The organism is Pseudomonas sp. IT-P258 (assembly GCF_949767825.1).
Taxonomy (GTDB): domain Bacteria; phylum Pseudomonadota; class Gammaproteobacteria; order Pseudomonadales; family Pseudomonadaceae; genus Aquipseudomonas; species Aquipseudomonas monachiensis.
This window is the reverse complement of the sequence record NZ_CATKPU010000014.1, coordinates 200,238-224,272: the sequence shown is the minus strand read 5'-3', so window position 1 is coordinate 224,272 and position 24,035 is coordinate 200,238. Positions and strand designations below refer to the sequence as shown.

At 60.0% G+C, this 24,035-nt stretch carries 24 protein-coding genes; 17 read left to right on the top strand and 7 right to left on the bottom strand.

Annotated elements, in window-relative coordinates; genetic code table 11:
* Positions 1 to 21: 21 nt before the first annotated feature.
* Both ACM6G4_RS04670 and ACM6G4_RS04665 read left to right on the top strand, forming a co-directional pair.
* On the top strand, positions 22 to 807 hold the full coding sequence (locus ACM6G4_RS04670; RefSeq protein ID WP_056721798.1) for a DUF5020 family protein: 786 nt from the start codon (positions 22 to 24) through the stop codon (positions 805 to 807).
* Positions 808 to 1,182: 375 nt separating this feature from the next.
* Complete coding sequence (locus tag ACM6G4_RS04665; protein WP_056721796.1) at positions 1,183 to 1,968, top strand: outer membrane protein OmpK; 786 nt, start codon at positions 1,183 to 1,185, stop codon at positions 1,966 to 1,968.
* Between the two features lie 116 nt (positions 1,969 to 2,084).
* Here ACM6G4_RS04665 and ACM6G4_RS04660 read toward each other — a convergent pair whose 3' ends face one another.
* Together ACM6G4_RS04660 and ACM6G4_RS04655 are read right to left on the bottom strand one after the other, a co-directional pair.
* On the bottom strand, positions 2,085 to 3,257 hold the full coding sequence (locus ACM6G4_RS04660; RefSeq protein ID WP_056721794.1) for a patatin-like phospholipase family protein: 1,173 nt from the start codon (positions 3,255 to 3,257) through the stop codon (positions 2,085 to 2,087).
* A gap of 34 nt (positions 3,258 to 3,291) precedes the next feature.
* Positions 3,292 to 4,224, bottom strand: coding sequence for a lipid A biosynthesis lauroyl acyltransferase (locus ACM6G4_RS04655; RefSeq protein ID WP_056721793.1), 933 nt, complete (start codon positions 4,222 to 4,224; stop codon positions 3,292 to 3,294).
* A 118-nt stretch (positions 4,225 to 4,342) separates the two neighbouring features.
* On the opposite strand from ACM6G4_RS04655, the gene minC reads away from it, so the two are divergent.
* The 7 genes from minC (at position 4,343) to ACM6G4_RS04620 (ending at position 11,160) form a co-directional block, all read left to right on the top strand.
* Positions 4,343 to 5,080 carry a septum site-determining protein MinC gene (gene minC / locus ACM6G4_RS04650; RefSeq protein WP_056722299.1) on the top strand — a complete coding sequence of 246 codons (738 nt, stop codon included), beginning with the start codon at positions 4,343 to 4,345 and terminating at the stop codon, positions 5,078 to 5,080.
* 202 nt (positions 5,081 to 5,282) lie between these two features.
* Positions 5,283 to 6,095, top strand: coding sequence for a septum site-determining protein MinD (gene minD / locus ACM6G4_RS04645; RefSeq protein WP_007974946.1), 813 nt, complete (start codon positions 5,283 to 5,285; stop codon positions 6,093 to 6,095).
* A 3-nt stretch (positions 6,096 to 6,098) separates the two neighbouring features.
* Positions 6,099 to 6,353, top strand: a complete 255-nt coding sequence (minE, locus tag ACM6G4_RS04640; RefSeq protein ID WP_007974947.1) for a cell division topological specificity factor MinE — start codon at positions 6,099 to 6,101, stop codon at positions 6,351 to 6,353.
* A gap of 91 nt (positions 6,354 to 6,444) precedes the next feature.
* Positions 6,445 to 7,080: an RluA family pseudouridine synthase gene (locus tag ACM6G4_RS04635; RefSeq protein ID WP_046037585.1), complete on the top strand. Its 636-nt coding sequence runs from the start codon at positions 6,445 to 6,447 to the stop codon at positions 7,078 to 7,080.
* Positions 7,081 to 7,295: 215 nt separating this feature from the next.
* Positions 7,296 to 8,585: a M18 family aminopeptidase gene (locus ACM6G4_RS04630; protein WP_223532888.1), complete on the top strand. Its 1,290-nt coding sequence runs from the start codon at positions 7,296 to 7,298 to the stop codon at positions 8,583 to 8,585.
* 52 nt (positions 8,586 to 8,637) lie between these two features.
* Positions 8,638 to 8,928 (top strand): hypothetical protein, encoded by a 291-nt coding sequence (locus tag ACM6G4_RS04625; protein ID WP_056721789.1) that lies wholly within the window; start codon positions 8,638 to 8,640, stop codon positions 8,926 to 8,928.
* Positions 8,929 to 9,054: 126 nt separating this feature from the next.
* A complete protein-coding gene (locus ACM6G4_RS04620; protein WP_414913144.1) occupies positions 9,055 to 11,160 on the top strand; it encodes a mechanosensitive ion channel family protein in 2,106 nt (701 codons plus the stop codon).
* Positions 11,161 to 11,237: 77 nt separating this feature from the next.
* Here ACM6G4_RS04620 and ACM6G4_RS04615 read toward each other — a convergent pair whose 3' ends face one another.
* Entirely contained in the window at positions 11,238 to 11,951 is a 714-nt protein-coding gene (locus ACM6G4_RS04615) for a UTRA domain-containing protein (protein ID WP_414913143.1), read from the bottom strand.
* Between the two features lie 363 nt (positions 11,952 to 12,314).
* Between ACM6G4_RS04615 and ACM6G4_RS04610 the strand changes: the two genes are divergently transcribed.
* From ACM6G4_RS04610 to ACM6G4_RS04585, 6 genes are all read left to right on the top strand, one after another.
* Positions 12,315 to 13,382, top strand: a complete 1,068-nt coding sequence (locus tag ACM6G4_RS04610; protein ID WP_056721783.1) for an ABC transporter substrate-binding protein — start codon at positions 12,315 to 12,317, stop codon at positions 13,380 to 13,382.
* 132 nt (positions 13,383 to 13,514) lie between these two features.
* Positions 13,515 to 14,321: an alkaline phosphatase family protein gene (locus tag ACM6G4_RS04605; protein ID WP_414913142.1), complete on the top strand. Its 807-nt coding sequence runs from the start codon at positions 13,515 to 13,517 to the stop codon at positions 14,319 to 14,321.
* Between the two features lie 5 nt (positions 14,322 to 14,326).
* Positions 14,327 to 15,163, top strand: coding sequence for an ABC transporter permease (locus ACM6G4_RS04600; protein ID WP_162252402.1), 837 nt, complete (start codon positions 14,327 to 14,329; stop codon positions 15,161 to 15,163).
* Positions 15,150 to 15,950, top strand: coding sequence for an ABC transporter permease (locus ACM6G4_RS04595; protein ID WP_056721777.1), 801 nt, complete (start codon positions 15,150 to 15,152; stop codon positions 15,948 to 15,950). The genes ACM6G4_RS04600 and ACM6G4_RS04595 overlap by 14 nt, the downstream gene beginning before the upstream one ends.
* Positions 15,947 to 16,936 (top strand): ABC transporter ATP-binding protein, encoded by a 990-nt coding sequence (locus ACM6G4_RS04590; RefSeq protein ID WP_056721775.1) that lies wholly within the window; start codon positions 15,947 to 15,949, stop codon positions 16,934 to 16,936. The genes ACM6G4_RS04595 and ACM6G4_RS04590 overlap by 4 nt, the downstream gene beginning before the upstream one ends.
* A 34-nt stretch (positions 16,937 to 16,970) precedes the next feature.
* Positions 16,971 to 17,624: an HAD family hydrolase gene (locus ACM6G4_RS04585; RefSeq protein ID WP_056721773.1), complete on the top strand. Its 654-nt coding sequence runs from the start codon at positions 16,971 to 16,973 to the stop codon at positions 17,622 to 17,624.
* 95 nt (positions 17,625 to 17,719) lie between these two features.
* Here ACM6G4_RS04585 and ACM6G4_RS04580 read toward each other — a convergent pair whose 3' ends face one another.
* Positions 17,720 to 18,682, bottom strand: a complete 963-nt coding sequence (locus ACM6G4_RS04580) for a zinc-binding dehydrogenase (RefSeq protein WP_056721772.1) — start codon at positions 18,680 to 18,682, stop codon at positions 17,720 to 17,722.
* Between the two features lie 138 nt (positions 18,683 to 18,820).
* On the opposite strand from ACM6G4_RS04580, the gene ACM6G4_RS04575 reads away from it, so the two are divergent.
* A complete protein-coding gene (locus ACM6G4_RS04575; RefSeq protein WP_223542399.1) occupies positions 18,821 to 20,902 on the top strand; it encodes a carboxy terminal-processing peptidase in 2,082 nt (693 codons plus the stop codon).
* Positions 20,903 to 21,047: 145 nt separating this feature from the next.
* On the top strand, positions 21,048 to 22,814 hold the full coding sequence (locus ACM6G4_RS04570) for a bifunctional diguanylate cyclase/phosphodiesterase (protein ID WP_414913141.1): 1,767 nt from the start codon (positions 21,048 to 21,050) through the stop codon (positions 22,812 to 22,814).
* Between the two features lie 24 nt (positions 22,815 to 22,838).
* Here ACM6G4_RS04570 and ACM6G4_RS04565 read toward each other — a convergent pair whose 3' ends face one another.
* Genes ACM6G4_RS04565 through ACM6G4_RS04555 form a run of 3 tightly spaced genes read right to left on the bottom strand, consistent with a single transcriptional unit; the run spans position 22,839 to position 23,956 of the window.
* Positions 22,839 to 23,246, bottom strand: coding sequence for a hypothetical protein (locus ACM6G4_RS04565; RefSeq protein ID WP_056721766.1), 408 nt, complete (start codon positions 23,244 to 23,246; stop codon positions 22,839 to 22,841).
* The gene (locus ACM6G4_RS04560; protein ID WP_007898892.1) at positions 23,247 to 23,618 is read right to left on the bottom strand and encodes a hypothetical protein; all 372 of its coding nucleotides are present in this window, start codon (positions 23,616 to 23,618) and stop codon (positions 23,247 to 23,249) included.
* The gene (locus tag ACM6G4_RS04555; RefSeq protein ID WP_056722297.1) at positions 23,615 to 23,956 is read right to left on the bottom strand and encodes a helix-turn-helix domain-containing protein; all 342 of its coding nucleotides are present in this window, start codon (positions 23,954 to 23,956) and stop codon (positions 23,615 to 23,617) included. Before ACM6G4_RS04555 ends, ACM6G4_RS04560 begins: the two co-directional genes overlap by 4 nt.
* Positions 23,957 to 24,035 lie beyond the last annotated feature (79 nt).

Genomic DNA, 24,035 nt, shown 5'->3' with positions numbered 1-24,035 from the left:
AAAAACAAGAGGGAGCAACAGATGATTCGGACACAAACCAACCTGCTGTTGAGCGCTGGCCTGCTGGCCGCGAGCCAGGCCATGGCCGGCGATCTACTGCTGTGGCAGACCAACAGCCTGAGCTACCTGTATGGCAAGGATTTCGTGGTCAACCCGCGCATCCAGCAGACGATAACTTTCGAGCACGCCGACCGCTGGAAATACGGCGACAACTTCATGTTCATCGACAGCACCTACTACAACGGCGAGCAGGACCGAAACAAAGGCGTTCATGCCTATTACGGCGAGCTCAGTCCGCGCCTGTCTTTCGGCAAGATCCTCGACCGCCGTTTCGAATTCGGCCCGATCAAGGACGTGTTGCTGGCCATGACCTACGAGAACGGCGAAGACGACACCGAGGCCTACCTGATCGGGCCCGGTTTCGACCTCGCGGTTCCAGGCTTCAACTTCTTCACCTTGAACTTTTATTACCGCCAGACCGAAGGCTCGCGCCCCGGCGATGACGTCTGGCAGATCACGCCGGCCTGGTCCTACACCCTTCCATTGGGCAACTCGAACCTGCTGATCGACGGCTACATGGACTGGGTCGTAGATAACGACCAGAACTCGCACGGCACTTATCACGCCAACCTGCACTTCAACCCGCAAATCAAGTACGACCTGGGCAAGGCCATGGGCTGGCGGGAAAAACAGGTATACGTCGGCGTCGAATACAGCTACTGGAAAGACAAGTACGGCATCGAAAACAGCTCCAACTTCGACACCAACGAAAACACCACCAGCCTGCTGGTGAAGGTGCATTTCTGATGCTGCCCCGCAACCGTGCCCCAAGCCTGTCGTCGGTGCGCCGTTGCGGAGCACTTGAGACCTGGCCGAGGAGTCAGTATTCTCCGCGGCCGCCCGAATCCGGTTTAAAAAAAAGCCCGGATTTAAAACCTGACCAAAAAGCCAACTTATCCCGGCTCTGGCAGGCACCAAGGCACTCCAAAACCCCTCTCAATCGACCGCTCTTGAGCCGCCGAGCGGGAGTTTTTTTGCTTTCTGAAAGCCTTGGCCCAGCTCTTGCTAACAGCATCAAAGCTGACCGAATGGATGATTTTTACCGCTACAGAAAAAGGCGCCACACCAGAGCGCCGACCTTAAAAAATAACGTGGAACCACCTACTTTTTGGGAGCAACCGAATGAAACGTACGTGCACTAGCCTGATGCTGGCGGGATCGATGCTGGCCGGGGGCCAGGCCATGGCCGGCGATTTGCTGCAGTGGCAGACCAACAGCCTGACCTACCTCTATGGCAAGGACTTCCAGGTCAACCCGCGCATCCAGCAGACGGTGACCTTCGAACACGCCGATGGCTGGAAGTACGGCGACAACTTCTTCTTCATCGACAAAATCTTCTACAACGGCAAGGAAGACCACTTCGCGGGCGAGAACACCCATTACGGCGAACTCAGCCCGCGCCTGTCGTTCAACAAGATCTTCGACCAGAAGTTCGAATTCGGCCCGATCAAGGACGTGCTGCTGGCCATGACCTACGAGTTCGGTGAAGACGATACCGAGTCCTACCTGATCGGCCCTGGTTTCGACCTGGCCATCCCGGGCTTCGATTACTTCCAGCTGAACTTCTACAACCGCCACACTGAAGGCGACCGCCCGGGCGACAACATCTGGCAGGTCTCGCCGGTCTGGTCCTACACCATTCCGGTGGGTGGCTCGGACGTGCTGATCGACGGCTTCATGGATTGGGTGGTCGACAACGACGTCAACAGCAAAGGCGAGTACCACGCCAACCTGCACTTCAACCCGCAGGTCAAATACGACCTGGGCAAGGCGCTGAATCTGGGTGCCAAGCAGCTGTACGTCGGTGTCGAGTATGACTACTGGAAAAACAAGTACGGGATTGAAGACAGCCAGGGCTTCAAGACTGATCAGAGTGTGACCAGTTTCCTGGTCAAGGTTCACTTCTGATTTAAGAAGCTTCGCGAGCAGGCTCGCTCACAGTGGAACCTTGTCGAACACAAACTTTGTATACGACGAAAATCCCCGTGGGAGCGAGCCTGCTCGCGAAAGCCTTACTACAAGTCTCAAACCGAAAGCACGGGCTCTTCCAACCCCAGAAACCGGCACAATTCCCCGCGCTTGGCCAACGCATCCCGTCGCCCCAGTTCGATCAACTCGCTGCAATACCCCGCCTCGAACAGCAGGTAACTCAGCACCCCCGCCCCGCTGGTCTTGGTCGCACCCGGCCCGCGCAGAAACAGGCGCAATGCCGCCGGCAATTCCTGGCGATGGCGCGCGGCAATCTCGTCGATCGGCTGGCTCGGTGAAATCACCAATACGTCCACCGGTGCCACGCCCAATGCACGGGTCGGCGTGCCGTCGGGCATCAGGTGACTGAACTGGTTCAGGCGCTGCAACAGCTCGATATCGCTTTCCAGGCTGTCAATGAACGTACTGTTGAGCATGTGCCCGCCGATCTGCGCCAGGGTCGGCTGCTGACCGGTGTAGCTGCGCAACAAGGGTTGTTGCGGGTCGACTCCGCGGGGGTTGCCACTGACGCCCACCACCAGCACCCGACTGGCGCCCAGATGCAGCGCCGGACTGATCGGCGCCGACTGACGCACCGCGCCATCACCGAAATACTCTTCGTCGATTTTCACCGGGGCGAACAGCAGCGGAATAGCCGAACTGGCGAGCAGGTGTTCAACGGACAACCGCGTGGGAATGCCGATGCGTCGATGGCGCAACCAGGCATCGATCTTGCCGCCGCCCTCATAGAAGGTGACTGCCTGGCCGGACTCATAGCCGAAAGCTGTGACCGCCACCGCATGCAATTGCTTCTGCGCGATCGCTTCGGCGATGCCACCCATATGCAGCTTGTCGTTGAGCAGATCGCGCAACGGAGAACTGTTGAGCAGCGCCACCGGCACCTGGGCACCAATGCCGAGCAAACTGTGGCTGACAAAGCGACTGGCCTGGCGGATCACCCCGGGCCAGTCGCTGCGCAACACCAGATGACTGCGAAAGCCCTGCCAGAAGGCCGTCAGGCGTTCGATGGCGTTACGAAAGTCCATTGCCCCGCTGGCGAGGCTGACGGCGTTGATCGCGCCCGCCGAGGTGCCGACAATCACCGGAAACGGATTGCGGGCCCCCGGTGGCAGCAATTCGGCAATCGCCGCCAGCACCCCGACCTGATAGGCCGCCCGAGCCCCGCCACCGGAAAGAATCAACCCTGTTACCGGCTCAACTGGACTCATCGCAACACTCCATGGTGCTTGGGAAAACGGTTACTCAACCGCGCTTGGCGTACAACTTCGCCTCGCCCGGTGGACGGCTCTTGAAGCGGCGGTGGGCCCACAGGTATTGCTCGGGATGCTCTCGCAGAACGCTTTCGATCCATTGGTTGATGCGCAGGCAATCCTCTTCTTCGGTTTCGCCGGGGAAGCCTTCGAGCGGCGCATGGATCACCAGGCGATATCCGCTGCCGTCCGCCAGACGCTCCTGGGTGAACGGCACCACCAGCGCCTTGCCCAGCCGCGCAAACTTGCTCGTGGCGGTGACGGTCGCGGCCTGAATACCGAACAGCGGCACGAAGATGCTTTGCTTGGCGCCGTAGTCCTGATCCGGTGCGTACCAGATCGCCCGGCCCGAGCGCAGCAACTTGAGCATGCCGCGCACGTCTTCGCGTTCCACCGCCAGCGAATCGAGGTTGTGCCGCTCGCGGCCCTGGCGCTGGATGTAGTCGAACAGCGGATTCTTGTGCTCGCGGTACATGCCGTCGATAGTGTGCTGCTGACCGAGCAACGCCGCGCCGATTTCCAGCGTCGTGAAGTGCAGGGCCATCAGGATCACGCCCTTGCCTTCGCGCTGGGCCTGCTGCAAATGCTCCAGCCCTTCGATATGAGCGAGACTCGCCAGGCGCTTGCGCGACCACCACCAGCTCATCGCCATTTCAAAGAAAGCGATGCCGGTGGAGGCGAAGTTTTCCTTGAGCAGGCGTTTGCGTTCGGCGGCGGTCTTTTCAGGAAAACACAGTTCCAGGTTGCGCTTGGCAATGCGCCGTCTGTCGCCGGCGACCCGATACATCAAGACGCCCAGGACACGACCAATCCACAGCAGTGCCGGATACGGCAGCTGGACGATCAGCCACAACAGCCCCAGGCCACACCACAACGGCCAGAAACGTGGAGATAGAAATGCTTTTCGAAAACGCGGGCGGTCCATTAATGCTTCCGGAATGACAATGGCCGCGCATTCTACATCGTTCGACCCGGCTTGCGGCCCGCGGGCGTTCTCGTTATAAGTCTCGGCACTTTTAGTGACAAGTCGTTGTATGCCGACCATGAGCCAAACCGAACCGCTAGACCAAGATCCCGTGTTCCAGTTGAAGGGCAGCATGCTGGCCATTACGGTGCTGGAGCTGGCCCGTAACGACCTCGAAAGCCTTGATCGGCAACTGGCCGCCAAGGTCGCCCTGGCGCCGAACTTCTTCAGCAACGCGCCGCTGGTACTGGCCCTGGACAAACTCCCGGCCAACGAAGGCGCGGTCGACCTGCCAGGGCTGATGCGCGTCTGCCGCCAGCATGGCCTGCGTACCCTGGCGATCCGTGCCAGCCGTATCGAAGACATTGCCGCCGCCATCGCGGTCGACCTGCCGGTGCTGCCACCGTCCGGCGCCCGGGAGCGTCCACTGGACCTGACCGAAGGCGAACCGAAGAAAAAACCGGAAAAACCGCCCGAGCCGACCATCAAGCCGACGAAAATCATCACCTCGCCAGTACGTGGTGGCCAGCAGATTTATGCCCAGGGCAGCGATCTGGTGGTGATCTCCTCGGTGAGCCCGGGGGCGGAACTTCTCGCCGATGGCAACATCCATGTATACGGCCCGATGCGTGGTCGCGTGTTGGCCGGCGTCAAGGGCGACACCAAGGCGCGGATTTTCTGTCAGCAAATGAGTGCTGAACTGATTTCCATCGCCGGGCATTACAAGGTTTCCGAAGATCTGCGCCGCGACCCTCTATGGGGTTCGGGTGTGCAGGTCAGCCTGTCCGGCGACGTGTTGAACATCATTCGGCTTTAACGGATACTGCCGCATTTTCCAAGCATCTCTAAAACGTAGCGAAAACGGCTCAAACGAAGTAGGAAAAAGGCCGAAAGCAGTGTTTACCGGGGGTAAACGCCGCTCAAAACCGGATTCCAGCCAAGGCTGTCCGACTGCAGTAGTTTTTCAGGAGATGTTTTTCAGGGACTGAAAAGTCCTTCTTCCTTAGGGGTGAAACACCTTGGCCAAGATTCTCGTGGTTACATCCGGCAAGGGTGGTGTGGGTAAGACCACCACCAGCGCCGCTATCGGTACCGGCCTCGCTCTGCGCGGCCACAAAACAGTGATCGTCGACTTCGACGTGGGCCTGCGTAACCTCGACCTGATCATGGGTTGCGAGCGTCGCGTGGTGTATGACTTCGTCAACGTGGTCAACGGCGAAGCCAATCTGCAACAGGCCCTGATCAAAGACAAGCGCCTGGAAAACCTCTACGTGCTGGCCGCCAGCCAGACCCGCGACAAAGACGCGCTGACCGTCGAAGGCGTGGAAAAAGTCCTGATGCAACTCAAGGAAGACTTTGAGTTCGTGGTCTGCGACTCCCCGGCGGGCATCGAGAAAGGCGCCCACCTGGCCATGTACTTCGCCGATGAAGCGATCGTCGTGACCAACCCGGAAGTCTCCTCGGTACGTGACTCCGACCGCATGCTTGGCCTGCTGGCCAGCAAGTCCCGTCGCGCCGAGCGTGGCGAAGACCCGATCAAGGAACACCTGCTGATTACCCGTTATCACCCGGAACGTGTGAGCAAAGGCGAAATGCTCGGCGTAGAAGACGTCAAGGAGATCCTTTCGGTGACCCTGCTCGGCGTGATCCCTGAATCCCAGGCGGTGCTCAAGGCATCCAACCAGGGTGTTCCGGTGATTCTCGACGACCAGAGCGATGCCGGCCAGGCCTACAGCGATACCGTTGACCGCCTGCTGGGCAAGACCGTGGATCATCGATTCCTTGATGTACAGAAGAAGGGATTCTTCGAGCGCCTGTTTGGAGGCAACTAAGCAATGAACCTTTTTGACTTCTTTCGTGCCAACAAAAAGCAAAGCACCGCGTCGGTAGCGAAAGAGCGTCTACAGATCATCGTGGCGCACGAACGCGGCCAACGCAGTACCCCGGACTACCTGCCAGCCTTGCAGAAGGAACTGGTCGAGGTGATCCGCAAGTACGTCAATATCGGGTCCGATGACGTGCATGTCGCACTGGAAAGCCAGGGCAGCTGCTCGATTCTGGAACTCAATATCACCCTGCCAGATCGCTGAGTCGATCCGCCAGGAGCCACGGCGGCTCAGGCCCCTTCTGCAACCGGAAGGGACCTGAGCCGCCGTTGGCGTTTGTTACGAGGCTGTTTTAATGCCGTTGTCCAATATCCACATCATCCATCAGGATGCCGCCGTACTGGTGGTGAACAAGCCGACCCTGTTGCTCTCTGTCCCTGGCCGGGCCGATGACAACAAGGACTGCCTGATTACCCGCCTGCAGGAAAACGGCTACCCGGAAGCGCGAATCGTCCACCGGCTGGACTGGGAGACGTCCGGCATCATCCTGCTGGCCCGCGACCCGGATACCCATCGCGAACTGTCCCGGCAATTTCACGACCGCGAAACCGAAAAGGCCTACACCGCCCTGTGCTGGGGTCAGCCGGAACTGGACAGCGGCAGCATCGACCTGCCGTTGCGCTACGACCCGCCGACAAAGCCTCGGCATGTGGTCGACCATGAGTTTGGCAAACATGCGCTGACTTTCTGGCGCGTGCTCGAGCGTTGCGGCGACTGGTGCCGCGTCGAGCTGACACCGATCACCGGCCGTTCCCACCAGTTGCGCGTGCACATGCTCTCGATTGGCCATCCGTTGCTGGGTGACGGGCTCTATGCCCACGAGCAGGCGCTGGCGGCCTGGCCGCGATTGTGCCTGCACGCGAGCATGCTCAGCTTCACCCACCCGCAAAGTGGCGAGCGCCTGCGCTTCGAGTGCCCGGCACCGTTTTAGGCGCAAGTACACAAAACCCTGTGGGAGCGAGCTTGCTCGCGATGAGGCAGGCACATCCAACATTGATGCTGGCTGACACTCCGCCATCGCGAGCAAGCTCGCTCCCACAGGGATCTCCTCCAGATTCAATTTCGATGACCAGCCCCACATTCAGTGCGACGCCATTTACCAAGCCAATACGTTAAACTGGCGCCACTGCTGTCTGGAGCTACTTTATGCGCGAAGAGTTGAACCAAGGCCTGATCGATTTCCTCAAGGCCTCCCCTACCCCGTTCCATGCCACCGCCAGCCTTGTCCAGCGTCTGGAAGCGGCGGGCTATCAACGCCTCGACGAGCGTGAGCCCTGGAATACCGAAGCCAACGGTCGCTACTACGTCACCCGCAACGACTCTTCGATTGTCGCGATCAAGATGGGCCGTCATTCACCGCTGCACGGTGGCATTCGCCTGGTCGGCGCCCACACCGACAGCCCGTGCCTGCGTGTCAAGCCGCAACCGGAGCTGCAACGCCAGGGCTTCTGGCAACTGGGCGTCGAAGTCTATGGCGGCGCACTGCTGGCGCCGTGGTTCGACCGTGACCTGTCCCTGGCGGGGCGCGTAACCTTCCGTCGAGATGGCAAGGTCGAAAGCCAATTGATCGACTTCAAGGCACCGGTCGCGATCATTCCGAACCTGGCGATTCACCTCAATCGTGAAGCCAACATGGGCTGGGCCATCAACGCCCAGACCGAACTGCCGCCGATCCTCGCGCAATTTGCCGGTGACGAGCGCGTGGACTTCCGCGCAGTACTCACCGACCAGCTCGCCCGCGAACACGGCCTGAATGCCGACGTGGTGCTCGATTACGAGCTGAGTTTCTACGACACCCAAAGCGCGGCGGTCATTGGCCTGCATGGCGATTTCATCGCCGGCGCGCGTCTGGACAACCTGCTGTCGTGCTACGCCGGCCTGCAAGCGCTGCTGACGACCGACACCGACGAAACCTGCGTGCTGGTTTGCAACGACCACGAAGAAGTCGGTTCCTGCTCGGCCTGTGGTGCCGACGGCCCGATGCTTGAGCAAACCTTGCGACGCCTGTTGCCTGAAGGTGATGAATTCGTACGCACCATCCAGAAATCCCTGCTGGTTTCGGCTGACAACGCCCACGGCGTGCATCCGAACTACGCCGACAAGCACGATGCCAACCACGGCCCGAAACTCAACGCCGGCCCGGTGATCAAGGTCAACAGCAACCAGCGCTACGCCACCAACAGCGAAACCGCCGGGTTCTTCCGCCACCTGTGCATGGCTGAAGAAGTGCCGGTGCAGAGCTTCGTGGTGCGCAGCGACATGGGCTGTGGTTCGACCATCGGCCCGATCACCGCCAGCCACCTGGGCGTGCGCACCGTGGACATCGGCCTGCCGACGTTCGCCATGCACTCGATCCGCGAGCTGTGCGGCAGCCATGACCTGGCGCATCTGGTCAAGGTGCTGAGCGCGTTCTACGCCTGCCGCGAATTGCCGTAACGCCGGTAGGAACTGCCGCAGGCTGCGATCTTTTGATTCTGATTTTGACGCCATGATTGTCGCCGAAGATCAAAGGATCGCAGCCTTCGGCAGCTCCTACACACATCACACCAGCCGCATCAAAAGCGGCCTAGACTTCAAGTATCCCTACGACAAGGCTGTCTCCATGATTTCGATGTCTACCTTCCACGCCATGCTGATTCCGATTCTTGCCGGGATGCTCCTGCTGGCCGTCGGCTTCAACTTTCGCGATAAAAATGCCGGCGTGTTTGCCATGTGGATCGGCATGCTGACCATTCTCGCGACCGTGGTGATCAAGATCCTCGCCAAACTCAACGAATAATTCATCGTCCCTGGCTCGCATTGATTTTGACGGGCTCGTACACTCGGTCGATCCGCTCCCTGCGAGGTTGACCGCCTAGTGTTCGCTCGTCTTTTTGCCCTCCCTTGTTTTTTCCTTGTCTGCCTGATGACACTGCTGTCAGTGGCGCCTGCCCAGGCCGCCGGCCTGCCGGGCCTGCTCACCAACCAGGCCAAGGCCCAGCCCGAAGCACAGGAACCGCTGGGGCAATCCCTGGACGAAGTGATCAAGTCGCTGGAAAACGACCAGCAACGCAGCAAGCTGCTGGCCGACCTGAAAAAGCTCCGCGACACCACCAAACAGGCCCAGCCGATTACCGAAGAAGGCGTGCTGGGCCTGATTGGCGGAACCCTGACCACTATCGAGAAGAAATTTACCGGCGACGACAGTCCGCTCACGCGCTGGTCCAGTGAGCTCGATCAGGCCAGGGAAGAACTGGTGGCGCTGGCGCTGCCGGCCAATGAATGGCTGCCCATGCTGTTCGCCTTCGCCATGATCCTGATGGTCTGGAGCCTGCTGGCCGCCGCGCTGATCTGGATCAGCCACCGCGTGCGGATGCGTTTCGGCCTGACCGAAGAACTGCCACAGCACCCCCGGGCCCTGGACATGCTGCGTTTTGCCCTGCGCAAACTCGGGCCATGGCTGATTGCCCTGGTGATCACGGTCTACATGAGCTACGCCCTGCCCTCGTCCCTGGGCAAGAGCCTGGCGATGGTGCTGGCCTATGCACTGGTGGTCGGCACCTGCTTCTCGGCCATCTGCGTGATTGCCTTTTCCCTGCTCGATGGCCCACACCGCCACCGCGCCCTGTACATACTGCGGCACCAGGCGTTTCGGCCGCTGTGGCTGATCGGCAGCTTCGCCGCATTTGGCGAAGCCCTGAGCGATCCGCAGCTGGTCGCCAGCCTCGGCAGCCATCTGGCCCATACTGCCGCGACTGTTGCCAATGTCCTGGCCGCGCTTTCCACGGGGCGCTTCATCCTGCGCTTCCGCCGGCCGATCGCCCACCTGATCCGCAACCAGCCGCTGTCCCGGCGCCTGACCCGCCGTGCGCTCAACGACACCCTGTCAATTCTTGGCACCTTCTGGTACGTACCGGCACTGGTACTGGTGGCAATCTCCCTGTTCGCGACGTTCATTTCCGCCGGCGACACCAGCACCGCCCTGCGCCAGTCGCTGATCTGCACCGTCTTGCTGGTGTTGTGCATGGTCATCAACGGCCTGGTACGCCGCCAAGGCCTCAAACCCCAACGCGGTATCCGGCGCTACGCGGTGTATTCGGAACGGCTGAAAAACTTCTTCTACACCATTGTTCACCTGTTGGTGTGGCTGGCCTTTATCGAACTTGGCCTGCGGGTCTGGGGCATGTCATTGATCCGCTTTACCGAAGGCGACGGCCACGAAGTCAGTGTCAAACTGTTCAGCCTCGCCGGCACATTGCTGTTCGCCTGGCTGATCTGGATTCTCAGCGATACCGCGGTGCATCACGCGCTGACCCGCTCGCGCAAAGGCCTGGCCAATGCCCGCGCGCAGACGATGATGCCGCTGATCCGCAATGTGCTGTTCATAGCGATTTTTATCATCGCGCTGATTGTCGCCCTGGCGAACATGGGCATGAACGTCACCCCCCTGCTGGCCGGTGCCGGCGTGATCGGCCTGGCCATCGGTTTTGGTGCGCAGTCGCTGGTAGCCGACCTGATTACCGGGTTGTTCATCATCATCGAAGACTCCCTGGCCATCGACGACTACGTGGATGTCGGCGGCCACCTCGGTACGGTCGAAGGGCTGACCATCCGCACCGTGCGCCTGCGGGACATCGACGGCATCGTCCACACCATTCCGTTCAGTGAAATCAAAAGCATCAAGAACTACTCCCGTGAATTCGGCTACGCCATCTTCCGGGTAGCGGTGCCGGCCAACATGGACATCGACAACGCCATCAAACTGATGCGCGAAGTCGGCCAGAAAATGCGCACCGATCCGCTACAACGACGCAATATCTGGTCGCCGCTGGAGTTCCAGGGGGTGGAAAGCTTCGAATCGGGCAACGCCATCCTGCGCGCCCGGTTCAAGACTGCGCCGATCAAGCAGTGGGAAGTGTCGCGAGCGTTCAACCTGTCACTCAAGCGACACATGGATGAAGCCGGACTGGATCTGGCGACACCGCGGATGAGCATTCAGGTGATTACCGCCGGCGGTGGCCCGCAGGAGTAGGAGCTGCCGCAGGCTGCGATCTTTTGATTTTGGCCTTTAAAGGATCGCAGCCTGCGGCAGCTCCTACAAAGGCAGCGTCAGACAACATCCACCCCGACATGAATCGCATCATGCCGCCAGAACTCCAGATCACAATCGATCAGCCGTTCATGCTGGTCATAGTTGACCCGGGCAATCCGCAAGCCCGGGCTGCCTGTTGACACCTTTAACGCTGCCGCCGCATCCACCGACAACGCCGTGGGCACAATCTCGAAGCGCACCCGTCCGTAGTGCAAATCGTAATGCCGCGCATACAACTCGGTGATCGACTGATTCAAATCGAAATCGAGGATCCCGGGAAAGTACCGCGGGTTCAGATAGTGCTCCACATACAGCACCAGTCGCCCGTCGATCCGCCGTGCGCGGCAGATCTGAATCACGCTCGACAGCGCCGGCAATTGCAGCCAGGCACACACCGCCGCCGATGCCGGTTGCAATCGCGCCGAAATCACCTCGGTGGACGGCACTCGCCCTTGGGCGCTGACCATCGCGTGAAAGTGGCTGCGCTGCATGAGGTTGTAGGCCAGGCGCGGCGGCGAGACGAACCAGCCGCGACGCTCCTCGCGATAAATCTGCCCCTGTGACTCCAACTGCAACAACGCTTCACGCAAAGTGATCCGCGTGGTACCGAACAATTCACTGAGCTTGCGCTCGGCCGGCAATTTGCTGCCCGGGGTCAACAGTCCATGGTCGATCTGCTCCTGAAGCACCTGGCCGATGGCTGTTACCGCTTTTGTTGCCTCTTCACGCATCAACGTTTCCTTTCTGGACTAGACCAGCACCATTTCAGGGCTGAACCACAGCGTAAACCGGCTCATTCAATAGTCCTGCAAGCGTAGGCAGCGCAGATGACCAAGATGTGACAAAGCCGCCCAACGGTCGCCATTCTCTGGCCTCAACAACCTGCAATTCATCGGCCAAGCCCCTTTCCCTCCGGGGCCTTGACCATGGTCTACGCTTAGCAGGCCAGTCGCGATACCGCTGAACAAAAAGACATTCCGGGCGACGAACGACATCAAAGTGTCATCCAGTCCCCTTAAATTGGCTCAGGTATTGCTGACCTAGACCAACACAACCGCAATCGCAGCGTAGAACACGACCCAAGGAGCTTCGGAATGAAAAAGCTTTTCCTGGCATCACTGTTAGGCTCGACCATCGCTATGTGCACCGCCGCCATGGCGGCCGACACCGATTTGAAAACCCTCGAAGCCGCCGCAAAAGCGGAAGGCGCCGTCAACAGCGTCGGCATGCCCAATGACTGGGCCAACTGGGCCGGCACCTGGAAAGACCTGAGCGACAAGTACGGCCTCAAGCACATCGACACCGACATGAGCTCGGCCCAGGAAATCGCCAAGTTCGCCGCGGAAAAAGACAACGCCAGCGCCGACATCGGCGACGTCGGTGCAGCGTTCGGCCCGATCGCGGTCAAGCAAGGTGTGGTCCAGCCTTACAAGCCTTCGACCTGGGATCAGATTCCAGCCTGGGCCAAGGACAAGGACGGCAACTGGGCACTGGCTTACACCGGCACCATCGCTTTCATCGTCAACAAGAAGTTGCTGCACGGTTCCGAAGTGCCGACCAAGTGGGCTGACCTCAAGACCGGCAAGTACAAGGTTTCCATCGGCGACGTGAGCACTGCTGCCCAGGCTGCGAACGGCGTACTGGCCGCGGCTCTGGCCAACGGTGGCGACGAGAAAAACCTCAAGCCTGCCCTGGATCTGTTCGCCGACATCGCCAAGCAGGGTCGCCTGTCGATGTCCAACCCGGTCATTGGTGCCATGGAAAAAGGCGAAATCGAAGTCGGCGTGGTCTGGGACTTCAACGGCCTGAGCTACAAGGCCAAGATGGCCAATCCGGATGACTACGTGGTGCTGATCCCGTCCGACGGCTCGGTGATCTCCGGCTACACCACCATCATCAACAAGTACGCGAAAAACCCGAACGCCGCCAAGCTGACCCGCGAATACATCTTCAGCGACGCGGGCCAGATCAACCTGGCCAAGGGCAACGCCCGGCCGATCCGCGCCGACCACCTGACCCTGCCAGCCGAGGTGCAGGCCAAGCTGCTGCCTAACGAGCAGTACAAGAAGGTTACGCCGATCAAGGACGCGGACGCCTGGGAAAAGACCTCCAAGGCCCTTCCTCAGAAGTGGCAGGAAGAAGTCATCATCAATATGCAGTAATGCTGCATCTGTAGGAGCTGCCGCAGGCTGCGATCTTTTGATTTTGCTTTTCATAGGCAAGGTCCAAAGATCGCAGGCTTCGCCAGCTCCTACGACGATCTGATCAGATTTGATTTCGGAGTCATCGCCCCTATGAAACACAACGTCATCCTTGTCGTGCTCGACGGCCTCAACCACCAGGTTGCCCGCCACGCCATGGGGCACCTGCAGGCGTACGTCGGCGCCGGACGCGCCGCACTCTACAGACTGGAGTGCGAGTTGCCGTCCCTGTCCCGCCCGCTGTACGAATGCATCCTGACCGGCGTTGCGCCCATCGACAGCGGCATCGTCCATAACAATGTCTCGCGTCTGTCCAACCAGCGCAGCATCTATCACTACGCCACCGACGCAGGTCTTGTCACTGCTGCGGCGGCCTATCACTGGGTCAGCGAGCTGTACAACCGTTCGCCCTTCGTCGCGGCCCGGGACCGTCACACCGATGACCCGCAACTGCCGATTCAGCACGGGCATTTCTACTGGAACGATCACTATCCGGATTCGCACCTGTTCGCCGACGCCGAAAACCTGCGCCTGCGTCATGCGCCGAACTTCCTGTTGATCCACCCGATGAACATCGACGATGCCGGGCACAAGCACGGCCTCGACACCCCGCAGTACCGCAACAGCGCCCGCTCGGCCGACATCATCCTGGCCGACTACCTGCAAGGCTGGCTCGATGCCGGCTACCAGGTGCTGGTCACCGCGGACCACGGCATGAACAACGACCGCTCCCACAACGGCCTGCTGCCGGAAGAACGTGAGGTGCCGCTGTTCGTGCTCGGTGACGCATTCAGCCTCGACGCCGGTGCCGCGCCGAAACAGACCGAAATCTGCGGCATTGTCTGTGAGTTGCTCGGCGTCCCCCACGACAAACCGGTCTGCCGGGAGCTGTTGAAGTGAATGCCATGACCCGCAGTAAATGGCTGGCAGCCTTATGCCTGGTCCCGTTCGCGCTGTTCTTCATCGTATTCGAGATCGCACCGCTGACCTGGGTGATGATCAACAGCCTGCAATCGGAAGAATTCGGCTGGGGCCTGGCCAACTTCAGCAAAATCTTCAGCTCGAAGTTTTACCTGCAAGCCATCCAGTACAGCCTTGAGATCAGCTTCTGGTCCAGCGTGTTCGGGATCATCATCGCCATACTGGGCGCCTACTCCCTGCGCCGGGTCGATTCGAAACTGCGCAACTTCGTCAACGCCTTCGCCAACATGACCAGCAACTTCGCCGGTGTCCCCCTGGCCTTCGCATTCATCATTTTGCTCGGTTTCAACGGCAGCTTCACCATCATGCTCAAGCAAGCCGGCATCATTCAGGATTTCAACCTGTACTCGAAAACCGGGTTGATCATTCTCTACACCTACTTCCAGATTCCCCTCGGCGTGCTGCTGCTGTACCCGGCCTTCGATGCGCTGCGCGAAGACTGGCGCGAGTCGGCTTCACTGCTCGGCGCCGACGGTTGGCAGTACTGGCGGCACATCGGCCTGCCGGTGTTGACGCCGGCACTGCTGGGCACCTTCGTGATCCTGCTGGCAAACGCCCTCGGTGCCTACGCCACGGTGTACGCCCTGACCACCGGCAATTTCAACGTGCTGCCGATCCGCATCGCGGCAATGGTGTCCGGTGACATTTCCCTGGACCCGAACCTGGCCAGCGCCCTGGCCGTAGTGCTGGTGGCCTTGATGACCCTGGTGACCATCGTGCATCAGTTGCTGCTGAAGAGGAGCTACCATGTCTCGCGTTGAACTGGGGCCCGTCGGTGTCTACCACCGCGTCGTGGTGTACCTGCTGTTTGCCATCCTGCTGTTGCCGCTGGCCGGCACGCTGATCTACTCGATCGCCAGCAGTTGGTCGGCGACCATTCTGCCCAGCGGTTTCACCCTCAAGTGGTACATCCAGTTGTGGAGCGATCCGCGCTTCCTGAATGCGTTCGGGCAATCGTTGCTGGTCTGCGTCGGTTCGTTGATTCTTTCGGTCGTGCTGATTCTGCCGCTGCTGTTCGTGGTGCATTACCACTTCCCGAAACTCGACGCGCTGATGAACATCCTGATCCTGCTGCCCTTCGCCGTGCCACCGGTGGTGTCGTCGGTGGGGCTGTTGCAGCTCTACGGCTCCGGACCGTTCGCCATGGTCGGGACGCCGTGGATCCTGATCGGTTGCTACTTCACCGTGGCGCTGCCGTTCATGTACCGGGCCATCACCAACAACCTGCAGGCGATCAACCTGCGCGACCTGATGGACGCCGCCCAGTTGCTCGGCGCCAGCACCTTTCAAGCGGCGCTCCTGGTGGTACTGCCGAACCTGCGCAAGGGCCTGATGGTGGCGTTGCTGCTGTCGTTCTCGTTCCTGTTCGGTGAGTTCGTGTTCGCCAACATCCTGGTCGGTACCCGCTACGAAACCCTGCAGGTCTATCTCAACAACATGCGCAACAGCAGCGGTCATTTCACCAGTGCGCTGGTGATTTCCTACTTCTTCTTTGTGCTGGTTCTGACCTGGATTGCCAATATCTTGAACAGGGACAAAAGCGAATGAGCTATGTCAGCGTCCAACATCTTCAGAAAAGCTTCGCCGGAACCACGGTGTTCAGCGACATCAATTGCGAAATCCAGAAAGGCGAGTTCGTCACCCTGCTCGGCCCGTCCGGTTGCGGCAAATCCACCCTGCTGCGCTGCATCGCCGGCCTGACCTCCGTGGATGGTGGCAAAATCCTGCTCGACGGCCAGGACATCGTGCCGGCGAGCCCGCAGAAACGCGGGATCGGCATGGTGTTCCAGAGTTATGCGCTGTTCCCCAACATGACCGTGGAACAAAACGTCGCCTTCGGCCTGCGCATGCAAAAGGTCAATGCCGATGACAGCCGCAAACGCGTCGCCGAAGTGCTGAAACTGGTGGAGCTCAATGACTTTGCCGCGCGTTACCCGCATCAGCTCTCGGGAGGGCAGTGCCAGCGCGTTGCCCTCGCCCGCTCCCTGGTGACCCGGCCACGCCTGTTGCTGCTCGACGAGCCGTTGTCGGCCCTGGATGCGCGCATTCGCAAGCATCTACGTGAACAGATTCGCCAGATCCAGCGCGAACTGGGTCTGACCACGATTTTCGTCACACACGATCAGGAAGAAGCCCTGACCATGTCTGACCGGATTTTCCTGATGAATCAGGGAAAAATCGTACAAAGCGGCGACGCCGAAACCCTCTACACCGCACCGGTGGATGTGTTCGCCGCCGGTTTCATCGGCAACTACAACCTGCTGGATGCCGACAGCGCCTCGAAGCTGCTGCAGCGTCCGATCAGCAAGCGCATCGCCATTCGCCCGGAAGCCATCGAACTGAGCCTCAATGGCGAACTGGACGCGCAGGTACGCAGCCACAGCTTGCTGGGCAACGTGATTCGCTACCGGGTCGAGGCCCGGGGCGTGGAATTGGTGGTGGATGTGCTGAACCGCTCGGCGGCCGACCTGCATCCCGATGGTCAGCGCCTGGCGCTTTCCATCGATCCGACGGCCCTGTGTGAGGTAGCCTGATGCCTTTGCTGACGCTGAAGAGAGAACTGCACTGATGGCCCTGGCAATTTTTGATCTGGACGAAACCCTGATCCACGGCGACTGCGCCTCACTGTGGAGCGAGCAAATGGTCCGCCTCGGCTGGGTCGATGGCGAATCGTTCCTGCGTCGCGACAAGGAGTTGATGGATGCCTACGGAAGGGGCCATCTGGCCATGGAAGACTACATGGCCTTCAGCCTGGAACCCTTGATTGGTCGTACACCTGAAGAGGTCGCGCACCTGGTTGGCCCATGGGTGGAAGACTGCATCGAGCCGATCATTTTCAGTGACGCCACCAAGACCATCGCCGCCCATCGCAAGGCCGGCGACCGGATCCTGGTGATCTCGGCCTCGGGCACCCACCTGGTCGGCCCCATTGCCGAGCGCCTGGGCATCGACGAGATTCTCGGCATCGAACTGGAAGTGGCTCATGGCGTTTACAGCGGCCATACCGTTGGCACCCTGACCTACCGCGAAGGCAAGATCACCCGCTTGCTGGAGTGGCTGGATGCGGAAGAGGAAAACCTCGAAGGCGCGAGTTTCTATTCCGACTCGCGCAATGACTTGCCGCTGTTGCTGAAAGTGGATTACCCCCACGTGGTCAACCCGGATCCGGTGTTGCTTGAACACGCTGAAAAGGCTGGCTGGCCGATCCATCTCTGGAAGTAACCGGAAAGATCGCAGCCTGCGGCAGCTCCTACATGGGAATGCGAACCCCTGTAGGAGCTGCCGCAGGCTGCGATCTTTTCAAAGCCAACCCGATATCAGCTCAGGCTTTCATCAATCACCAACACCACCTTCCCCGCCACGGTATTACTCGCCAGCTCGGCAAACGCCGCCTCGGCATCCTTGATCGGGAATGCCCTGGCCAGCTGCGGACTCAACCGCCCTTCGGCGAACAACGGCCACACGTGCTGGCTCAAATCACTGAACAGATCTGCCTTGAACTGATCATCACGACTGCGCAGTGTCGAACCCAGCAACTGCACACGCTTGGCCAATACCTGAGCCAGATCCAGCTTGGCCTCACGGCCACCCATCAGACCGATCAACACCCAACGGCCATCCTGGGCCAGCAGCTTGAGGTTCAAAGCCGCGTAATTACCGCCCACCGGGTCGAGAATCACGTCGAACGGCCCCAGATCCCGCAGGCTCTCCAGATCGCCATTACGCACCACGCCGCCCTGGGCACCGAGCGCTTCGCAATACGCCAGTCGCTCGGCGGAGCCGACGCTGACCCAGCACGGATTACCGAACGCCTTGCACAGCTGAATGGCCGCTGAACCGATTCCACTTGCCCCGGCATGCAGAAGCACTTTCTGACCCGGTTTGAGCGCAGCCAGTTGAAACAAATTCAGCCAGACTGTTGCATAAACTTCGGGCAATGCAGCTGCTTCGACCAGTGACATTCCGTCGGGAACCGGCAGCACATGCCGCCCGTCGACAACCACCTCTTCAGCCATCCCGCCCCCGGCCAGCAAGGCGCAAACCCGATCGCCAACCTGCCAGGAGGACCCTGCGCCAACCTCGCTGATGACCCCCGAGCACTCTAGACCGAGCACTTGACTGGCCCCCGGTGGCGGCGGGTAAAGGCCGGCTTTCTGCAATAAATCGGCGCGATTGAGACCTGCTGCCGACACTCGGATGCGAACTTGCCCTACATCGCATGTAGGACTCGGCTCATCAACCCACACCACTTGACCGTCAACGCCTTGCAATGCTTTCACAGTGCCTCCATAGTGAGTCTGGACTGAGCCCGAAGCTATAGCGCCGGGCTTTTTGCATTATGCGACCGGCTCCCAAAGAACCGGCGACTTCAAAGACGGCCTAATATGCGTTATCAATTGTCCCCGCGTCGAATCAGCATGAAGCATCTGTTCCCCAGCACTGCCCTCGCCTTGTTCATCGGTATCGGCTTGCTGCCGATGTCGAGCAATACATTCGCAGCCAATAGCTGGGACAAGCTTCAACCCGATCGTGACGAAGTGATCGCCAGCCTGAACGTCGTGGAGTTGCTCAAGCGCCACCACTACAGCAAGCCGCCACTCGATGACGCACGCTCGGTGATCATCTACGACAGCTACCTCAAGCTGCTGGATCCGTCGCGCAGCTACTTCATGGCCAGCGACATTGCCGAATTCGACAAGTGGAAAACGCAGTTCGACGATTTCCTCAAGAGCGGCGACCTGAACGCCGGGTTCACCATCTACAAGCGCTATCTGGACCGCGTAAAGGCGCGTCTGGACTTCGCCCTTGCCGAGTTGAACAAGGGCGTCGACAAGATCGACTTCACCGCCAAGGAAACCTTGCTGATCGACCGCAAGGACGCCCCTTGGCTCAAATCCACCGCAGAACTCGACGACCTGTGGCGCAAACGCGTCAAGGACGAAGTCCTGCGCCAGAAGATCGCCGGCAAGGATTCCAAGCAGATCCAGGAAACCCTGACCAAGCGCTACAAGAACCAGTTGGCGCGCCTGGACCAGACCCGCGCGGAAGACATCTTCCAGGCGTACATCAACACCTTCGCCATGTCCTACGACCCGCACACCAACTATCTGTCGCCGGATAACGCGGAGAACTTCGACATCAACATGAGCCTGTCCCTCGAGGGTATCGGTGCCGTGTTGCAGAGCGATAACGACCAGGTGAAAGTCGTGCGCCTGGTGCCGGCAGGTCCGGCGGACAAGACCAAGCAGGTTGCACCGGCCGACAAGATCATCGGCGTTGCCCAAGGCAACAAGGAAATGGTCGACGTCGTGGGCTGGCGCCTGGACGAAGTGGTCAAGCTGATCCGTGGTCCGAAGGGCACCGTGGTACGCCTGGAAGTCATCCCGGCCAGCAATGCGCCGAACGACCAGACCACCAAGATCGTGCCGATCACCCGTGAAGCGGTGAAGCTTGAAGATCAGGCCGTAAAGAAATCGGTCTTGAACCTCAAGCAGGACGGCAAGGACTACAAGCTCGGCGTCATCGAGATCCCGGCGTTCTATCTGGACTTCAAGGCCTTCCGTGCCGGCGACCCGGATTACAAGAGCACCACCCGTGACGTCAAGAAACTGCTGACCGAACTGCAGAAAGAGAAAGTCGACGGCGTGGTCATCGACCTGCGCAACAACGGCGGCGGCTCCTTGCAAGAGGCCACCGAGCTGACCAGCCTGTTCATCGACAAAGGTCCGACCGTGCTCGTGCGTAACGCCGATGGCCGGGTCGATGTACTGGAAGATGAAAACCCGGGTGCATTCTACAAGGGCCCGATGGCGTTGCTGGTCAACCGCCTGTCGGCCTCGGCTTCGGAGATTTTTGCCGGCGCCATGCAGGACTACCACCGCGCGCTGATCATCGGCGGCCAGACCTTCGGCAAAGGCACCGTGCAGACCATTCAGCCGCTCAACCATGGCGAACTGAAACTGACCCTGGCCAAGTTCTACCGGGTTTCCGGGCAGAGCACCCAGCATCAGGGCGTCTTGCCGGACATCGATTACCCGTCGATCATCGACACCAAGGAAATCGGTGAAAGCGCCCTGCCGGAAGCCATGCCGTGGGACACCATCAAGGCGGCGATCAAGCCTGCGCTCGACCCGTTCAAGCCGTACATTTCTCAACTCCAGTCCGAGCATGACGTGCGTACGGCCAAAGATGCAGAGTTCGTGTTCATCCGCGACAAGCTGGCCCTGGCGCAGAAACTGATGGCCGAGAAAACCGTCAGCCTCAATGAAGTCGACCGTCGTGCCCAGCACGCCGACATCGAAGCCAAACAGCTGGCCATGGAAAACATCCGTCGCAAGGCCAAGGGCGAAGAACCGCTCAAAGAGCTGAAGAAAGAAGACGAGGACGCCATTGCGGCCGAGGATGACAAGACCAAACCGGAAGATGACGCCTACCTCAGCGAAACCGGGCGGATTCTGCTGGACTACCTGAAACTCAACACGGCAGTGGCCAAGCACTGAGTTTGTACAAACAAATGATGGCAATTTAATGCTGACGCCCCTACGGGGTCATCAAACAGTCATCATTCTGTCGTGAAATAAAGGACCGGGCGTGCTCTTTTTACCAAGGACACGCCCGGTCCTTTTTTTATTGCCAGAGACCGCCATGACCACAACCGAACAGCTGAGTGCCTTGAACTCGATCCTGAGTCAAAGCGGTTTACACAGTCTGTTCCAACCGATCATCAGCCTCTCTGAGCGACGCATCCTCGGTTATGAAGCCCTCAGTCGCGGCCCCTCCAACAGCCCTCTGCACTCCCCTGTCGCCCTGTTCGCCGTCGCCCGCCAGACCGGACGCCTGAGCGAGCTGGAAATTGCCTGCCGCCAAAGCGCTTGCCGACGCTTCAATGAGCAACAACTGCCTGGCATGTTGTTCCTGAACGTGTCCCCGGAGTCCCTGCTCGAAGCGGCCCATCAACCCGGGCGTACCCTGCAATTGCTGCAGGACTTCGGCATCCCGCCGAGCCAGGTGGTCATCGAGCTCACGGAACAGACGCCGACCGACGATTTCCAGTTGCTGCAAACCGCCCTGCATCACTATCGGGCGATGGGGTTTTCGATTGCGCTGGATGATCTGGGAGCGGGCTATTCAAGTTTGCGCCTGTGGTCCGAGCTGCGGCCCGATTACGTGAAAATCGACCGGCATTTCATTGATGGCATTCATCAGGATGCGCTCAAGCGCGAGTTCGTCGGCTCGATCCTGCAAATCGCCAAGGCCTCGCGTGCACAAGTCATCGCCGAAGGTATCGAGCTGGCCGAAGAACTCACGGTGCTGACCGAAATGGGCGTAGACCTGGTACAGGGCTATCTGCTCTGCCGCCCCCAGGAACACCCGCCACGGGATGCCCGGGCATTGATGCCCCGACAGGACAGCACCGCCGTTGTACTGAGCGAAGACGCCAGCGACCTCAGCGCCCTGCTCAACGAACTACCCGCGGTGAACCGGGACACCCCGACCGCCACAGTGCTCGAAGCCTTTCGTCGCCAGGCCAACCTGAACTCGCTGGCGGTCCTGGATGAACAGGGTCAACCCTGTGGCATTGTCCATCGTCATTCGCTCTCCGACGCCCTGCTCAAGCCCTTTGCCACCGACCTGTTTGCCCGCAAACCCATCAGCCGGTTGATGAATGATGACTTCCTCGCCGTCGAACTGAGCCAGTCCCTGCAACAGGTCAGCCGCCTGATCACCAGCCGTGCCCGCCAGCGCATCGAAGAAGATTTCATCATCACCCTCAACGGCGGTTATCTGGGCCTGGGCCGGGTGATCGACGTGCTCAAGCTGATCACGGAACTGAAGATCCAGCAGGCCCGCTACGCCAACCCGCTGACCTTGCTTCCGGGCAACGTGCCGATCCAGCAATGCCTGACGCGGCTGCTGCAACAGCGACGGGAATCGGTGATCTGCTACGTGGACATTGATAGCTTCAAGCCCTTCAACGACATCTACGGCTATGGTCGCGGCGACGAAGTCCTGCTGTGCCTGGCGCAATGCCTGAACGAGCGCGTCGATCCGTCCCGCGACTTCGTCGGCCACATCGGCGGCGATGATTTCCTGCTGGTGCTCGGTCCGCAAGACTGGCGCAAACGCTTGAACCAGTTGCTCGACGACTTCCAGAGCCAGTGTCGGCGCTTCTACCGCAGCGAACACCTGGAAGCCGGCTGCTTCATCGCACCCAATCGCCAGGGTCAGCGCCAGGAGTTTGCGTTGTTGTCACTGTCGATCGGCGTGGTGCATTTGCATCCACAGGCCTGTGGACAACTCGATGCGAGCCAGCTGGCGGAAATGGCATCACAGGCCAAGCACCATGCGAAGAACGTGCAGGGCTATAGCGTGCATGTGATTGATAGCCTGGTGGTTTCCGGGCATCGATAAGGGAGCTTTCCGGCATCAGTCCAATCAACGAGGCGCCGAGGAAGACTTCAGCTCTTCGAGCTTGATCGGCGCCAACGGATGCCCGGCCTTCGCCGCTATCTCCCAGAACCGTGCGGCCTCAACCGGATCCGGAGCCTTGCTCGCTGTCCCGGCCAAGGTGATCACGCCCACTTGATACGCCGCCTTGGCATCGCCCGCCAACGCCGCCAGGCGCAACAAACGCACGCCCTCCTCACGAGCACCGAGGCCGACGCCGCGAAACGCCAGGATGTGCCCATAGAAGCTCTGGGCGCCGACATTGCCCAGGTTGGCCATGCGTGCGAACTGACCTTCGAGCCAGCGCCAGCCTCGTGGCTGACGGACAAACCATGACCAGTGAAACAATCGGCGCGCGAGCCAGTAACCGGCCCGCGCCTTGAGTTGCAAGAACACTCAGGCCTCGGCCGATTCCGGGTATTCATACTCGAACACCCGCACCACTTCCGAAGCATGCCAGGACGCGGCGGCAACGCCGTCCGACGGCCCGGAGAAACGCCCGAGACGCTCGACACATTCAAAGAATCCGGTGCGCGGCAAGCGGCTGGCACCCTGACTGATCACCAGTGAACTGCGCAATGGCTGCTCCGCCCTGGCATCCAGGGCCGCCAGATGCTCAAGGGCCGCCGTCAGGGTTTGCATGGCCGGGGTCGGCAGCTGCAAACGCTCCAGCAATGCTCGATACGTCAACAGATGGCGCTGGCGACGCGCCTGATCCAGTTCGCCGAGCAACCCGTCCCAATGTTGACGACTGATGCGTACGCTCACGATTCATCCCTCCACCCTGGCACCGTCAATTCCCAGGCCAGGCTGCGACGAATCGCAGCGTCGGGCAGACGCTCGCCGCTTTCGATCATGGCCAGGTAAGACGGGCTGATGCCTACCGTGCGGGCCAACGCCTCGATGGCGATGCCCTTCCCCTCGCGCAAACTGCGTAGTTGATCCAGACCCGGAAGAATCGTGTCTGGTGTTGCCGCCTGAGGCTTCGTGGCTTGAGGCGACGCTTGCTCCTTGATACCCGCTGCTTTCAGTAACGCCTGATACTGAGCCCATGGCAGAACCGCATATTCGGGCTCGCCTTCGCGTGTAATTATCTGAATATCCATCACTACCCCGTAGGACAACAACACTTAGCGAGTCAGTACTTTTCCCTAGAAGTGTAATCCTAACAGCGGCCAAGGTCGC

Excerpts from the sequence above, each read along its gene's own strand:
- ACM6G4_RS04670 (WP_056721798.1), top strand. The coding sequence starts at position 22 with ATGATTCGGACACAAACCAACCTGCTGTTGAGCGCTGGCCTGCTGGCC.
- ACM6G4_RS04665 (WP_056721796.1), top strand. The coding sequence starts at position 1,183 with ATGAAACGTACGTGCACTAGCCTGATGCTGGCGGGATCGATGCTGGCC.
- ACM6G4_RS04660 (WP_056721794.1), bottom strand. The coding sequence starts at position 3,257 with ATGAGTCCAGTTGAGCCGGTAACAGGGTTGATTCTTTCCGGTGGCGGG.
- ACM6G4_RS04655 (WP_056721793.1), bottom strand. The coding sequence starts at position 4,224 with ATGGACCGCCCGCGTTTTCGAAAAGCATTTCTATCTCCACGTTTCTGG.
- minC (WP_056722299.1), top strand. The coding sequence starts at position 4,343 with ATGAGCCAAACCGAACCGCTAGACCAAGATCCCGTGTTCCAGTTGAAG.
- minE (WP_007974947.1), top strand. The coding sequence starts at position 6,099 with ATGAACCTTTTTGACTTCTTTCGTGCCAACAAAAAGCAAAGCACCGCG.
- ACM6G4_RS04635 (WP_046037585.1), top strand. The coding sequence starts at position 6,445 with ATGCCGTTGTCCAATATCCACATCATCCATCAGGATGCCGCCGTACTG.
- ACM6G4_RS04630 (WP_223532888.1), top strand. The coding sequence starts at position 7,296 with ATGCGCGAAGAGTTGAACCAAGGCCTGATCGATTTCCTCAAGGCCTCC.
- ACM6G4_RS04625 (WP_056721789.1), top strand. The coding sequence starts at position 8,638 with ATGATTGTCGCCGAAGATCAAAGGATCGCAGCCTTCGGCAGCTCCTAC.
- ACM6G4_RS04620 (WP_414913144.1), top strand. The coding sequence starts at position 9,055 with ATGACACTGCTGTCAGTGGCGCCTGCCCAGGCCGCCGGCCTGCCGGGC.
- ACM6G4_RS04615 (WP_414913143.1), bottom strand. The coding sequence starts at position 11,951 with ATGCGTGAAGAGGCAACAAAAGCGGTAACAGCCATCGGCCAGGTGCTT.
- ACM6G4_RS04610 (WP_056721783.1), top strand. The coding sequence starts at position 12,315 with ATGAAAAAGCTTTTCCTGGCATCACTGTTAGGCTCGACCATCGCTATG.
- ACM6G4_RS04605 (WP_414913142.1), top strand. The coding sequence starts at position 13,515 with ATGAAACACAACGTCATCCTTGTCGTGCTCGACGGCCTCAACCACCAG.
- ACM6G4_RS04600 (WP_162252402.1), top strand. The coding sequence starts at position 14,327 with ATGACCCGCAGTAAATGGCTGGCAGCCTTATGCCTGGTCCCGTTCGCG.
- ACM6G4_RS04595 (WP_056721777.1), top strand. The coding sequence starts at position 15,150 with ATGTCTCGCGTTGAACTGGGGCCCGTCGGTGTCTACCACCGCGTCGTG.
- ACM6G4_RS04590 (WP_056721775.1), top strand. The coding sequence starts at position 15,947 with ATGAGCTATGTCAGCGTCCAACATCTTCAGAAAAGCTTCGCCGGAACC.
- ACM6G4_RS04585 (WP_056721773.1), top strand. The coding sequence starts at position 16,971 with ATGGCCCTGGCAATTTTTGATCTGGACGAAACCCTGATCCACGGCGAC.
- ACM6G4_RS04575 (WP_223542399.1), top strand. The coding sequence starts at position 18,821 with ATGAAGCATCTGTTCCCCAGCACTGCCCTCGCCTTGTTCATCGGTATC.
- ACM6G4_RS04570 (WP_414913141.1), top strand. The coding sequence starts at position 21,048 with ATGACCACAACCGAACAGCTGAGTGCCTTGAACTCGATCCTGAGTCAA.
- ACM6G4_RS04555 (WP_056722297.1), bottom strand. The coding sequence starts at position 23,956 with ATGGATATTCAGATAATTACACGCGAAGGCGAGCCCGAATATGCGGTT.